Origin of the sequence: Mobilicoccus massiliensis (genome assembly GCF_000826525.2) — a bacterium.
Taxonomy (GTDB): domain Bacteria; phylum Actinomycetota; class Actinomycetes; order Actinomycetales; family Dermatophilaceae; genus Mobilicoccus; species Mobilicoccus massiliensis.
Map to the genome: position 1 here is coordinate 206,726 of NZ_LN651327.1, position 12,788 is coordinate 219,513.

At 71.1% G+C, this 12,788-nt stretch carries 11 protein-coding genes; 7 read left to right on the forward strand and 4 right to left on the reverse strand.

Annotated features, from left to right (window positions below; genetic code table 11):
- Positions 1-61: 61 nt before the first annotated feature.
- Positions 62-808, forward strand: a complete 747-nt coding sequence (locus BN1197_RS05400) for an alpha/beta fold hydrolase (protein ID WP_040156971.1) — start codon at positions 62-64, stop codon at positions 806-808.
- 38 nt (positions 809-846) lie between these two features.
- Entirely contained in the window at positions 847-2,442 is a 1,596-nt protein-coding gene (locus tag BN1197_RS05405) for a phospholipase D family protein (RefSeq protein ID WP_040156974.1), read from the forward strand.
- 30 nt (positions 2,443-2,472) lie between these two features.
- On the opposite strand, the gene BN1197_RS05410 is transcribed toward BN1197_RS05405, so the two are convergent.
- On the reverse strand, positions 2,473-3,828 hold the full coding sequence (locus tag BN1197_RS05410; RefSeq protein WP_040156976.1) for a GntP family permease: 1,356 nt from the start codon (positions 3,826-3,828) through the stop codon (positions 2,473-2,475).
- A 234-nt stretch (positions 3,829-4,062) separates the two neighbouring features.
- Here BN1197_RS05410 and BN1197_RS05415 point away from each other — a divergent pair, with 234 nt between their 5' ends.
- The gene (locus tag BN1197_RS05415) at positions 4,063-4,899 is read left to right on the forward strand and encodes an undecaprenyl-diphosphate phosphatase (protein WP_040156979.1); all 837 of its coding nucleotides are present in this window, start codon (positions 4,063-4,065) and stop codon (positions 4,897-4,899) included.
- Here BN1197_RS05415 and BN1197_RS05420 read toward each other — a convergent pair.
- Positions 4,836-5,861, reverse strand: a complete 1,026-nt coding sequence (locus tag BN1197_RS05420; protein WP_052466053.1) for a helix-turn-helix transcriptional regulator — start codon at positions 5,859-5,861, stop codon at positions 4,836-4,838. The two genes, BN1197_RS05415 and BN1197_RS05420, sit on opposite strands and share 64 nt — an antisense overlap.
- A gap of 110 nt (positions 5,862-5,971) precedes the next feature.
- Here BN1197_RS05420 and BN1197_RS05425 point away from each other — a divergent pair, with 110 nt between their 5' ends.
- The 3 genes from BN1197_RS05425 to BN1197_RS05435 are packed head-to-tail and all read left to right on the forward strand — an operon-like array spanning position 5,972 to position 7,227.
- Positions 5,972-6,427 (forward strand): maleylpyruvate isomerase N-terminal domain-containing protein, encoded by a 456-nt coding sequence (locus tag BN1197_RS05425; protein ID WP_052466054.1) that lies wholly within the window; start codon positions 5,972-5,974, stop codon positions 6,425-6,427.
- The gene (locus BN1197_RS05430) at positions 6,397-6,621 is read left to right on the forward strand and encodes a DinB family protein (RefSeq protein ID WP_052466055.1); all 225 of its coding nucleotides are present in this window, start codon (positions 6,397-6,399) and stop codon (positions 6,619-6,621) included. The genes BN1197_RS05425 and BN1197_RS05430 overlap by 31 nt, the downstream gene beginning before the upstream one ends.
- 30 nt (positions 6,622-6,651) lie before the next feature.
- Positions 6,652-7,227: a DinB family protein gene (locus BN1197_RS05435; RefSeq protein ID WP_040156980.1), complete on the forward strand. Its 576-nt coding sequence runs from the start codon at positions 6,652-6,654 to the stop codon at positions 7,225-7,227.
- Between the two features lie 5 nt (positions 7,228-7,232).
- On the opposite strand, the gene BN1197_RS05440 is transcribed toward BN1197_RS05435, so the two are convergent.
- A complete protein-coding gene (locus BN1197_RS05440) occupies positions 7,233-7,907 on the reverse strand; it encodes a hypothetical protein (protein WP_040156981.1) in 675 nt (224 codons plus the stop codon).
- A gap of 75 nt (positions 7,908-7,982) precedes the next feature.
- On the opposite strand from BN1197_RS05440, the gene BN1197_RS05445 reads away from it, so the two are divergent.
- Positions 7,983-8,882 carry an alpha/beta fold hydrolase gene (locus BN1197_RS05445; RefSeq protein WP_040156984.1) on the forward strand — a complete coding sequence of 300 codons (900 nt, stop codon included), beginning with the start codon at positions 7,983-7,985 and terminating at the stop codon, positions 8,880-8,882.
- Here BN1197_RS05445 and BN1197_RS05450 read toward each other — a convergent pair.
- The gene (locus BN1197_RS05450) at positions 8,879-12,631 is read right to left on the reverse strand and encodes a hypothetical protein (RefSeq protein WP_052466056.1); all 3,753 of its coding nucleotides are present in this window, start codon (positions 12,629-12,631) and stop codon (positions 8,879-8,881) included. The two genes, BN1197_RS05445 and BN1197_RS05450, sit on opposite strands and share 4 nt — an antisense overlap.
- Positions 12,632-12,788 lie beyond the last annotated feature (157 nt).

Consider the following 12,788-nt stretch of genomic DNA (forward strand, 5'->3'; position numbering starts at 1 on the left):
CGGATCTCATCTACATTCGTCAATCCGCCGTCACTCCTGAGGAATCGGGAAGGAGCAAGGGATGAGGCGAGTCGGTCGCGGTGAGCATGCGGTGCTGTGTCTGCACGGCTGGTTCGGCAGCGCACACGGCTGGGGGTACCTGCCCGAGGTCGTCGACACCGAGGCGTTCACCTACCTCTTTCCGGAGATGCGCGGCTACGGCGCGCGGCGCGCGCTCGCCGGCGACTTCACGATGTGGGAGTACGCCACCGACGCCCTCGCCGCGGCCGACGAGGCGGGGCTCGAACGCTTCTCCGTGCTCGGACACTCGATGGGTGGCAAGGCCGCGACGGTGGTGGCCGCGCAGGCACCGGAACGGGTGCGTGCACTTGTCGGAGTGAGTGCCGTGTGGCCGGGTGCCACGCCGATGCCACCCCCGCAACAGGAGCTGTTCCACGGCGCCGCGACCGACCCCGGCAAGCGGTACGGCATCATCGACGCCACGACCGGCAATCGCCTCTCTCCGCACTGGATCCGAGCGATGGTCGAGGACTCGCTCGCACGCTCGACCGCCCAGGCCGTCGCGGGCGCGATGCGGTCGTGGACCGGCGACGACCTCCTCGAACGGATCGGCACGATCGAGGTGCCCACGCTCCTCGTCTGCGGTGGCGACGATCCCGGGCTCTCGGCGGAGCAGGCCCGCCGGACGTGGCCGGCGATCGCGCCCAAGGTGCGGGTCGTCGAGATCCCCGGGGTGGGCCATTACGCCGCCCACGAGGCACCACTCGCCCTCGTCAGCGAGGTGGAGTCCTTCCTTCTGGCGCACTGAGACCTTCGGTGGGGCGTCCAGTGCGGTTCCATGGGCTCATGGCGATCGAGAACTGGTTCCTCACCACGGAGCAGCGCGACAACCCCTGGACCCGCATCGACCTGCGGCACGGCAACGTCGCCTGGACCAGCGGGAACGACGCACGGCTGCACGTGCACGGTGTGGACTACTTCGCCCGTCTGCGCGAGCTCATCGAGGAGCAGCGCCCCGGCGATCTGTTGCTGTTCACCGACTGGCGGGGGGACCCGGACGAGTGGACGGGCGACGACGGGCTGACGATGGCCGACCTCTTCGCCGGCGCGGCACGGCGCGGGGTGCTCGTCAAAGGCCTGTTCTGGCGTTCGCACCTCGACACGATCAAGTACTCCGAGGAGCAGAACCGGTCGATGGCCGACGCCATCCGCCGCGCCGGGGGCGAGGTGCTGCTCGACATGCGGGTACTGCCCTTCGGCTCCCACCACCAGAAGCTCGTCGTCCTGCGTCACCCGGGGCGTCCGGAGCGTGACGTCGCGTTCGCCGGGGGCATCGACCTGTGCCACACCCGTCGCGACGATCGCGAGCACCTCGGCGACCCGCAGCCGGTGCAGATGGGGGCCGTGTGGGGGCGAAGACCCGCCTGGCACGACGCGATGATCGAGGTGCGGGGCCCGGCGGTCGGTGACATCGAGGCGACGTTCCGTGAACGGTGGGACGACCCGACACCCCTGGCGCTCGACCCGATCTCCCGTGCCGAGGCGCTGCTGCACCGCGACGATCCACGCGCCGACCCGCTGCCGCCGCAGATGCCCGACCCCGCCCCGTGCGGTGACATGCACGTTCAGATCCTGCGCACCTACCCGACGAAGATCCCGCGCTTTCCGTTCGCCCCGCGCGGCGAACGCAGCGTCGCGCGCGGCTACGGCAAAGCGGTACCCCACGGCCGCCGCCTCGTCTACATCGAGGATCAGTACTTCTGGAGCGGCGAGGTCACCTCGTGCTTCGCCGAGGCGCTCGCGGCCAACCCGGAGCTGCGCATGATCGTCGTGCTCTCGACGTACACGACCGCCGACACGCGCATGGCGAACGCGAGCGCGATGCCCGCCCGCAACCAGGCCCTGCGGGACCTCTATCGCGCAGGTGGCGACAGGGTGGGCGTCTACGGCGTCGAGAACCGCGCCGGCACCCCCGTGTACGTGCATTCCAAGGTGTGCGTCGTCGACGACGTCTGGATGACCGTCGGCTCCGACAACGTCAACCGTCGCTCGTGGACCTACGACTCCGAGCTCACGTGCGCCGTGCTCGACGAGACCCGTGACGAGCGCGAGCCCCGCCTCCTCGCCCCCGACCGCGAGGCGCGCCGGTTCCCCCGCGACGTGCGCCTCACGTTGGCGCGTGAGCATCTCGACCGGGCCGACGGCGACGACGCCGACCTGCTCGACCCTGTCTCGGCGTTCGAGGCGTTCCGCAGGTCGGCGCAGGGCCTCGAACGCTGGCACGAGGGCGGCCGTGTCGGACCCCGCCCGCCCGGCAGCCTGCGCCCCTACGTCATGACGACGATTCCGCCGGTGGACGCCGCCGTGGGGCGGGTCGTCTACGACTACGCCGACGACCCGGACGGTCGGCCCCGCGCCCTCCGCGGCACGTCGGAGTTCTGAGGGCTCGGTCGGGCCCGACCCTCACCGCCCTCACCGCACGACGAGAGCCACGGCGACGACGAGGGGCAGCGAGATCAGTGAGGCGATCGTCGTCACGGTCGTCATCGTCTTGAGCGCCCCTTGGGTGGTGAGGCCGAGGAGGGCCTTGAACATCCAGAAAAAGTTGCTGTTGACCTGAAGCGCGAACAGCGACCCCGAGGCGATGGCGAGCCCGATGGCGATGGGCGCGACGCCGATGGAGTCGACGATCGGCGCGATGATGCCGGCGGCCGTGATCGCCGCGACCGACACCGAGCCGATCGCGAGGTGCAGCAGAGCGGCGATGAACCACGCGAGCAGCACGCTGAGGACGACGGGAGCACCGGCGTCGGCACTGAACAGTCCGCCGAGGATCTCGGCGAGCCCGGTGGCCTTGATGACGGCGCCCAGCGATCCGCCGATGCCCGTGACCAGCAGGATCTCACCAGTCGTGTGCAGCCCGGTCGAGAACGCGTCGTTCGTCCCCTCGGTGCCCACGGCTCGTCGAGCGAGGACGAACGCGATGAGCAGACCGATGAACAGCGCGACGTTGGCGTCGCCGAAGAAGTCGACGACCTCGTTCTCCACGCCTGCGAGGCCGGCGAAGGCGCCGGAGGCGATGAGGACGAGCGGCACGAGGATCGGCAGCAACGCGACACCGAGCGGCGGGAGACGGCGGGCGGGTGCCGGGTACTCCTCGGCCTCGTCGGCGACGGCGTCGGCGGACTCGTCGATCGCCTCCTCGTCCGCGGCGGCCTTCCACCACCCCAGCTTGAGCATGCGGCTGAACAGGAACGTCGTCAGCACGGCCGTGAGTGGGCCGAGGACGATACCGAACAGCAGGTAGGTGCCGAGCGGGATGTGGAGCAACCCGGCGATCGAGACGGCCGACAGCCCGGGCACGACGAACACGTAACCGCAGAAGATGCCGGTACCGAGCGCGCCCGCCATGAGCGCGAGGCCGTGGCGCCCCACGTGCGGAGCGCTCTGCCGCGCCACCGGCGCACCGAGCACGACCTGCACGTCGACGTAGATCGACGGAAAGATCGTCGACAGGGCCACGGCGAGCGCGTACGGAATCCTCTTGGGCCCCACGGCCCGCAGGAGCACCCCCACGAGCCGACCGAACGTCTGCGTCGTGTGCAGCAGCGCCCCGATGAGCACGCCGAATCCGATGAGCAGGCCGATCTTGGCCATGATGTCGCCGAAGCCGCCCGTGATCGCCTCGACCGTCTTCTCGAACCCCACACCGCTCGCCAGACCCAGATAGAGGCAACCGATGACGAGGCTGATGATCGGGTCGACCCTGGCCTTGATGATGAGCAGGACGATCGCGACGATCGCGACGGCGGTGTGGAGCGCAACCATGGGCAGGTGTCCTTCGGGTGAGCAGAACGGGATTCGTGCGTGAGACCCCACTGTGCACCCTCATCCGGCCTCAGAAGGTCGTGAAGATGCAGGTTCTCGAACGCGGCCACCGCCACCGACGACCCGACGTGTGGGCATTCAGACTGGACTCAAGACGATCGGTCATCATCGGGCGTTCCGCCGCGCCGTCCTGTCGACGGTCTCGGCCCCCCATCACGTGATCGGAGTTCCTGGGTGAACTGGTTCCACGCCGTGCTGCTCGGCATCGTCGAGGGCATCACCGAGTTCCTCCCGGTGTCGAGCACCGGGCACCTCAACGTCGTCGAGAAGCTGCTCGGCTACCAGATCGACAGCGTGGGGATGACGGCCTTCACGGCGGTCATCCAGGTCGGCGCGATCTTCGCCGCCATCATCTACTTCTGGCGCGACATCGTGCGCATCGCCGCGGCGTGGTTCGCGGGGGTCGCCGACAAGGCCAGGCGCGACGACGCCGATTACCGCCTCGGTTGGGGCATCATCCTCGGCTCGATCCCGGTCGCCGTCGTCGGCCTGCTGTTCAAGGACGCGATCGAGGGCCCGCTGCGCAGCCTGTGGGTCATCGCCGGCGCCCTCATCGTGTGGTCGGCGGTGATGTGGATCGCCGACCACACCACCGGCAACGAAAGCGGGATGACCGACGTCACGGTCAAGGACGCGCTGATCATCGGCTGCTTCCAGGCCCTCTCGCCGCTGTTCCCCGGCATCTCCCGCTCGGGGGCTACGATCTCGGCCGGTCTCTTCCGCGGCTTCGACCGGGTCACCGCGACCCGGCTCAGCTTCTTCATGGGCATCCCCGCGCTCGTCGCAGCGGGCGCGCTCGAGGCCGTCAGCGCCTCGTCGGACATCTCCACCACGGTGGGCTGGGGGCCGACGGCGGTCGCGACGGCCGTGTCGTTCGTCGTCGCCTACGCATCGATCGCGTGGCTGCTGAGGTTCGTCTCGAAGAACACGTTCACGAGCTTCATCGTCTACCGGGTCGTGCTCGGCGTCGTGCTGGTCGGCCTCGTGCTCGGAGGCGTCGTCACCGCCTGACCGGGTGAGCCGCAGGCGTATCGCTCCAGGTTGCGGCGCGAGGTCTCGACGATCGCCTCGACGAGCGCGGGTGGGTGCGTGACCTCCGCCAGGTGCGCGAGCCCGGTGAGCAGCCCGGCCGTCGGCGCGAGTCGCTCGACGAGCGCGGTGATCTCGACGAGGTCGTCGGCGGGGCGCTCGTCGATCACGCGCCCCGCGAGCGACACGACGCGACGCACGATCGGCAGCGAGGCCTCGTCGGTGCGCAGGCGGATCTCGATGCCGTCGCGGCCGGCGTAGTCGGTGCGCGCCCGCTCCCATGCGTCCGCGAGCGAGCCGGAGGGGACGAAGCGTCGACCGGTCGTCGTGATCGCACCGATCCGGTCGGCGCGGTAGGTGCGGCGTGCACCGGAATCGTCGCGCTCGGCGACGACGTACCACGTGCGCCCGGCGAGGACGACGCCGAACGGACGCACCCGGCGCGTCCGCTCCGCCTCGCACGGGGCGCGATAGCCGATCTCGACGATCTCGCGACGGGCCGCCGCGGCAGCGAGGGGAGCGACCGCGGCAGGGGTCTCGGCCGGCGTGGCCCATCCCTCGGGGACGACGAGCAGGCACCGGGTGACCTCGTCCACACCCCGAGCGGCCTCGTCACTGAGGACGGCCTCGAGCTTGCGTCTGGCCGACCGGAACTCCGTCCCACGACCCACCGCGTCCGCCGCGATCTCACCACCCGGCAGGAACAGCGCCTCGGACTCGGCGGTCGTGAGACCTGCGGTCTCGGGGCGGTAACCGGGCAGGATCGAGTACCCGCCGCCGCGACCGTGCGCCGCATACACCGGCACGCCGGAGAGGGAGAGGGCGTCGAGGTCGCGCAGCACCGTGCGGCGTGAGACGCCGAGCCGCTCCGCGAGCGTGGCAGCCGTGAGGCGCTCGTGACGCCGCAGGAGGGCGACGAGATCGAGGAGACGATCGGCCCGCATGCGACGAGTCTGCGCGAAAAGGGTGACACAGGGTGTCACTCGTGGGTTCTTAGCGTGCAGTCGTCGCCGGAGTTCCGGCGCTTCGACTCGATCGACGAGGAGACCTTGCCATGACCGAGACGACACACGCACCGGACCTGCGCTCGCAACTCTTCGCCGCGCAGGAGTGGTACGCGAGCCTGGTCGAGGGCGTCGACGACGCGCGGCTGGGCGCGGCCACGGGATGCGCTGAGTTCGACGTGCGCGCGCTCCAGACGCACATGACCACCGTGTTCGACAAGATCGTCGGCCTCGCCACCGACAAGCGGGATCCGTACGCCGCCGAAGGCGGCATGACCGACGATGACGCCGAGCAGATGCGCGAGCGGCTCGCCGGCGAACGCATCGACGGGGTCGCGCCCACCGAACGGGCGGCCTGGCTGCGCGGCCGGATCGACGAGGCGCGGGACGCATGGACCGACGAGGTCCTCGACGAGCCGATCCAGGTCGGGTGGGGCCCGGTCATGCCGGGGCGGGTCGTCCGGCCATCTATCTCATGGAGGTCCTCGCCCACGGCTGGGACCTGACGGTCGGGACGGGCCAGTCCGGCGAGGCGCCGGCCGAGGTCGCCGAGGCCGGCCTCCGAGCCGCGCAGGCGGGACTGCCCGCGCAACCGCGTGGGATGGAGCACGGGATGCCGTTCGACCCGGTCGTCGAACCGGCCGCCGACGCCGGCCCCACCGAGCGGCTGGCCAACTGGACCGGCCGCGTGACCCGCTGATGAGCACCACGTACTGAAAGGAGCACGCCCATGACTCTCAATCTCACCGCTCTGCTCGCCGACCAGCTCGACTGGCACTGGAACTCCCAGCTTCGCCCGCGCCTCGACGGGCTCACCGACGAGGAGTACTTCTGGGAGCCGGTCGACGGCTGCTGGAACGTGCGCCCCCGCGGCACGAGCACCGCCGCCATGCAGGGCGGCAGCGGCGCGTTCACCATCGACTTCGAGTTTCCTGAGCCGGTACCCGCTCCGGTGTCGACGATCGCGTGGCGGCTCGGGCACGTCATCGTCGGATGCCTGGGTGCGCGCGTCGCGTCGCACTTCGGGGGTCTGCCGCCCGACGACCCGCCCTACGACTACATGGCGTTCGAGTACGCCGGTGACGCAGCGACGGCCCTCGCTCAACTCGACGAGGTCTACGCCCGGTGGCGGGACGGGGTGAGGAGCCTCGGCGCCGAGGCGCTCGAGAAGCCGGCCGGGGAGGCCGAGGGCCCGTGGGCCGAGCGGTCGATGGCCGAACTCGTGCTGCACATCAACCGCGAGGTGATCCACCACGGCGCCGAGATCGCCCTGCTACGAGACCTGTTCGCGCATCGGCAGCGCTGAGCTGTTCAGCGCTTGGTCACGTACATCTGCACGAGGACGACGTGGGCGCGGCCGTTGCGATCCTTGAACGAGCCGACACCGACCTCACGCCACCGGGAGTTCACGTGCACAGTGCCCGCGGCGTAGTTCGACGCGACCCACTGCGCCGGGGTGCGCCGATTCGACTCCCACACCGCGTCGGCGTGGATCTTGTTCGCCGCCGACGTGCAACGCATGAGACGCGTCGTGTCCGCCGACGTCCAATCGGTCGTCCGAGCCGCGCGGGCGTTCGTGCCCACCCGTTGCGCCATCGCGACCGCGACGCCGTTGAGGCACGCGTTCCCACGCATCGGGCGGATCCTCTTCTTCGCCCTCGCCTGTTGAGCGCCGGCGAGTACCTGCTTCTCCCAGGCAGTCAGGCGCGTGGCCTTCGCCACGGTCTTCTTGACAGGAGGGTTCTTGGGTGTCGCCTTCTTGGCGGGCTTCTTCGTCACCGGCTTCTTCGTCACCGGCTTCTTGGTCGCCGGCTTCGGGATCGGCTTCCTCGCGGTCTGCACCGCCCGGGTGGTGCTCCCGGCGGCGGACGTCAGCGAGGCGTCGTCCATCGTGCTCTCGTGTCCCTGACCCATCGACCCCATGGCGACGACGGTGGCGAGCGTGACGGCCGCGGCGGCGGCTGCACCCTTGGCGGCGAACCCCATGCGTTGTCTCCTCCCGGCGGGCACCGATCCCATCGACGCCCGAATCGGGTAGTTGAGCGGACGTAGGCTGCCGGCATGTTCGAGCGCTTTGAGTCCTTCGCGGTCGAGATCCCCGCGGATCCCGACGGTGTGCGCCTCGCCGGTCGTCGCAGTCGTCCCGAAGGTCGGCCGCCCTTGCTGCTCCTGCACGGCCATCCCGAGACGCACCTCATCTGGCACCGGGTCGCCGACAGGCTCGCGGAGGAGTTCGACGTCGTCGCCTGCGACCTGCGCGGATACGGGTCGTCGTCCCGGCCTGGGGGAGGGAGTGACCACGCCGCCTACGCCAAGCGGACGATGGCGCGCGACGTGCTCGCGGTGATGCGGCACTTCGGTCACGAGCGGTTCGCGGTCGCCGCACACGACCGCGGCGCACGGGTCGCGGCCCGGCTCACGCTCGACGAGCCGGGGGCCGTCTCGGCCGCCGTGTTCCTCGACATCGCACCGACCCTCGCGATGTACGAGCGCACCGACCGGGCGTTCGCCCACGCCTACTGGCACTGGTTCTTCCTCACCACTCCCGCGCCGATGGCCGAACGGCTCATCGCCGGGGATCCCCGGGCCTACGTCGAGGCGGTGCTCAGCGGACGCCACGCGGGCCTCGAACCATTCCCACCCGAGGTGCTCGACGCCTACGTCGACGCCCTGACCGGCCCGAACGCGGCTCACGGCATGTGCGAGGACTACCGCGCCGCCGCGACGATCGACCTGGAACACGACCGTGCCGACCTGGCCGCCGGTCACCGCACCGACGTGCCGTTGCGGGTCCTTTGGGGTCGGCACGGCATCATCGGCCGCTTCTACGACCCCGTTGCCGAGTGGTCGCGGTACGCCACGAATGTCACCGGCCGCAACATCGACTGCGGTCACTACCTGCCCGAGGAGGCCCCGGCCGAGGTGCTCGCCGAGATCCGGGAGCACCTCGCGTCGCACTAGGACGAGCCCGGCCGGATCCCGCTGCCGCGCAGAACGCGGTGGACGATCGCGAACGCCCTCGCGGGGTCGAGTTCGAACTCCGACTCGCGCAGCCGGTGGACGGTCCATCCGTCGTCTTCGAGCACGCGCTGGTGCAGCAGGCTCGCCTCGTAGTCGGCCGGGCCGTTCCACGTATCGGGCTCGCCGACGATCGCGAGGGGGCGGGCCGCGTGATCCTGCCCGGGCGCAGGGTTCACGACGAGGCCCACGCGGCGACCTCGCACCACGGAGTCCTCGGCGACCGCATAGCCGTGGGCGGCGAGCACGTCGCGGATCCGCCGGACGAAGCCGGGCGCGTCGGTGAGGGCGGTGCTCGGGGAGTCTTCGGGAGCGGCGTCGGTGAGGTCGACGTCGACGCCGGCGCGGCGAACGGCGTCGGTGAACAGCGACGGCGACGCGTCACGCCACGTGTCGCGGTGGGGGTCGTCGCGCAGGTACCGGTCGGCGAGCAGGCCGATACGCGCCCGCACGTCGGGGTCGACCTCGTGGCCGACAGTGTGATGGCCGTCGCCGACGAGGACGATCCGCGACGCGAGAAGGCGCAGGTGGGTCGCCTCGAGACCGACCCCCGAAGCGTCGTCGACGATGACGACGTCGAACCTGTCGCGGGTGACGTCGACCTGGTCGACGAGTCGTGTGGCGGGCACGAGCCACCCGGGCACGGCGTCCCGACAGCGTCGGGAGATGCGGGCGAGCTCGTCGCGATGCCGGAGGGTTGCACCGCCGTTCGACGCCCGCCGACGCAGGTGCGAACGCAGCATGAGATCGATGCGGGTCGTCGTCGCCAACCGGCCGGGCGTGGCGGCATGCGTCCACGCCGATGCGATGAGCACCGTGCGCGCGTGCCGGCGGATCTCCGTGTCGATGCGTGCGAGCTCGGCGGCGAAGGCATCGGGATCCTCGGCTCGGTGGTCCGCCAGCCATGCGTCGGTGCGACACCAACGCCACGCGTCGTCGAAGGAGGGGAGCCGCGAGTCCCAGACGGGATCGTCGGGCTCCTCGCGCAGTGCCGCGGCGAGGCGCGGCAGGTGGGCCTCGACCCGAGCCGTGAGCCTGGCCGCCTCCGCGAGCCGTTCTGCCGCATCGTCGAGTGCGTCGAGCCGCGCCCACGCGTCGGCGTACGCCCTCGTGTCGAGTGTGGCGGCCGCGTCGTGGAGCCGTCGCGCTGCGTCACAGATCTCCGAGCGCTCGTCCTCGCGCCCGAGGCGGATCGCGAGATCGGTCAACGGTCGCGCGGCCCGCGCCGTCGCCGCGTGCGCGTCTGCCGCCGCGACCCGGGTCGCGAGGGCGTCGATGGCCTCGTCGTCCGTCCAGTCGGGAGGCATGAGACCGAGATCGGTGAGCAGCTCGGTTGCCGTGGCGACGTGGCGCCGGAGCTCGACGACACGGCGGAAGTGCTCGAGGTGCGTCGTGTGCCACGCGAGCCGGGCTCGGGGTGAGGAGTCGTCGGGGATCACCGTGCCGTCGGGCCAGAGTCGGTCGAGGTCGTCGATCGCGTCCTCGGCCTCGAGATGCCGCAGAAGGGCGTCGAGGTCGTCGAGGTTCGTCGGCGGGTGCCCGTCCACCCGGATGTATCGGAACAACGGCGTCGCCGCCTGCACGGCGTCACCCCGATCGACACCGGCGACGGGGATGCCACGAGCGTCGACCATGAGCGCGGCTCCGCTGCGCAGATGCTCACGCAGGTAACGGGCCCGCGCCGCGGTCTCCTCGACGTCACCGAGAACGGAGATCTCGTGTCCGACCGCGTCGACCAGGGCCGTCGCCGACTCGAGCATCGCGCCGAGCACGTCCGCGGCCTCGTGCCACGCACCGGGTCGCGGGGAGCGCAGATCACGCACCGCGCCGGCGATCCACTCCCCGGGAAACGCGGCGGCTGCCCGCACCTCGGAGACGAGGGTGTCGAGTGCCGTGCGCAACGCCGAGCGTCGGACCGGGTCGGCCGTGAGCAGGGTCTGGAAGACGGGGTCGTCGGGGTCCACGGGGTCGCCGGTGTAGGCGGAGGATGACTCGGCGGCGGTCTCGAACTCACCGACGAGGCGCGTGAACTGCGGCGGAGTCGGCAGATCGGTGCGGTCGGGCCGGTGCCCGCGCGCGTCCGGGGTGAGGTCGCGGAGCGCCCGGTCGCGGGTGAGCTCGAGGAACCGGCGGAGGTCGGTCGCGGTCATCGGCGCGGCGGCGCCGGGGGAGACGTCGACGAGCTCGGCGAGCCATTCGAGCGAGTCGGCCTCGGCACGGTGGTTGCGGACGAGTTCGGCGAGGGTGCCGCAGCGGCCGTCGTGTGTGCGGGTCAGGGTCTCCTTCTCCCTGCTGAGGACGGCCTGGTCGAGCAGCAACCGCCGCTTGAGCCGCAGGTCGGTCAGGGCGCGGTCGGCGGTCGCGAGGGTGCGGGCGACGGTGACGCGGTCGTGCTCCCCGACCTGCCGAGTGAGCGTGTCGAGGGCCTCGACGAGGTCGCCGGCATCGGGGTCGGAACCAGTGGTGACGAGCAGCGGACGCAACTCCGCGGGGACGGCCGCTCGCACATCGAGCAGGGACGAGACCTCCGGAGCGACGACGAGGACGCGCCGCCCTCGCGCCAGGTGATGGGTGAGCACCGCCGCCGTCGCCTGCGCACGGTCGTCGTCGTCCGCGCGAATCACGCTCTGCCGGTGGTGTTCGGTGTGCTCGAGCATCGGATGGAAGCGATCGAACGGCGAGACCACCTCGAGCTCGGCCGCGGACTCATCGAACTCGGGGCCGTCGACCACCCCGCCCGCGGTCCCCTCGCCGGCAACGAGCGGCATCAGCGCCCCGGGAACGCGCCCGGTGGTCTCGATGCCGTCGGCGAGGACGCGGTGGACGGCGGCGGGCAGCGGGGTGCGCGGACGCAGGATCACGGCCGGCGACCAGGTCATGGCAGGAGCATCGGTCGGGAGCGCGGTGGTGAGGGCGTGGGCGAGGCCTGCCATCGCCGTCTCGTCGAGCGGCGATCCGGAGATATCGCGGGCGGCCGCACGCAGGGAGGCGAGAGCCTCCGCAGGTGGGAAATCGGTCGGGCCGAGCATGTCGAGCTCGACGCTCAGGCCCGGCGCGTACGCGTCGACGCGCAGGGTGAGGCGCCCGTCGTCGGCGACGGTGCCGGTGAGGGGCACGGTGAACGCATGGCGCCGAACGGTCTTCTCACCCATGCCACACGTGAGCAGCCCTACCCCGAGGACGAGTTCGTGCTCGATGTCGTCGCGAGCGGTGGTCACCGCGGTGAGCAGGCGTTCGTGCACGAGGCGCGCGGGCCGCTCGTCTCGTTCGCGTTCGCTCCATTCCTGCCAGGCGGCGTACCACGTGGCCCACGGAGACCGCAGATCCGGACGATCTGCCAGCCGTTGTTCGCGCAGGACCGTGCGTCCGATCGTCGACGTCGCCTTGACCACGGCCTTGCGGCGAAGACGCGGACGTGACTGCGGGCGGTCGACGTCACCTCCGACCCAGGGGGCCAACTCCGGTGGGACCGCGGGACGCTCGTTCGCGGGCACCGGTGAGACCCGGACGACGAGCCGGTCGGTCTCGAGGTCGTCCGTCCGCCGGGTGACGGCGCGGTGGTGGGGCAGGTCGTCGAGCCAGAGGACGGCGGGGTACTCCCGCACATCGCGGACGGGCCGGTCGGTGAGGTGCCGGGCACGAGCGAGGAACCGCAGCAGCCGAGTCGCACGGTCCACGCTGTCGGTGCTCACCCCGCCTCCCCTCGCTCGTCCTGCTCTCCGTCAGAATCGGCGCCGCTCGGGCCCGTCTGAGCAACTCGACTCGGGCAGTGGGGAGTTCGCGCCAGATCGACCTTTCGTCCACAGTCGGAGCGGAAGGAGGCGTGACGATCGACCCACGTCTCGAACA

Bases quoted from the DNA above. Each gene is read 5' to 3' on its own strand.
- BN1197_RS05410 (WP_040156976.1), bottom strand. From the start codon at position 3,828: ATGGTTGCGCTCCACACCGCCGTCGCGATCGTCGCGATCGTCCTGCTC.
- BN1197_RS05440 (WP_040156981.1), bottom strand. From the start codon at position 7,907: ATGGGGTTCGCCGCCAAGGGTGCAGCCGCCGCCGCGGCCGTCACGCTC.
- BN1197_RS05420 (WP_052466053.1), bottom strand. From the start codon at position 5,861: ATGCGGGCCGATCGTCTCCTCGATCTCGTCGCCCTCCTGCGGCGTCAC.
- BN1197_RS05400 (WP_040156971.1), top strand. From the start codon at position 62: ATGAGGCGAGTCGGTCGCGGTGAGCATGCGGTGCTGTGTCTGCACGGC.
- BN1197_RS05445 (WP_040156984.1), top strand. From the start codon at position 7,983: ATGTTCGAGCGCTTTGAGTCCTTCGCGGTCGAGATCCCCGCGGATCCC.
- BN1197_RS05405 (WP_040156974.1), top strand. From the start codon at position 847: ATGGCGATCGAGAACTGGTTCCTCACCACGGAGCAGCGCGACAACCCC.
- BN1197_RS05430 (WP_052466055.1), top strand. From the start codon at position 6,397: ATGGAGGTCCTCGCCCACGGCTGGGACCTGACGGTCGGGACGGGCCAG.
- BN1197_RS05425 (WP_052466054.1), top strand. From the start codon at position 5,972: ATGACCGAGACGACACACGCACCGGACCTGCGCTCGCAACTCTTCGCC.
- BN1197_RS05435 (WP_040156980.1), top strand. From the start codon at position 6,652: ATGACTCTCAATCTCACCGCTCTGCTCGCCGACCAGCTCGACTGGCAC.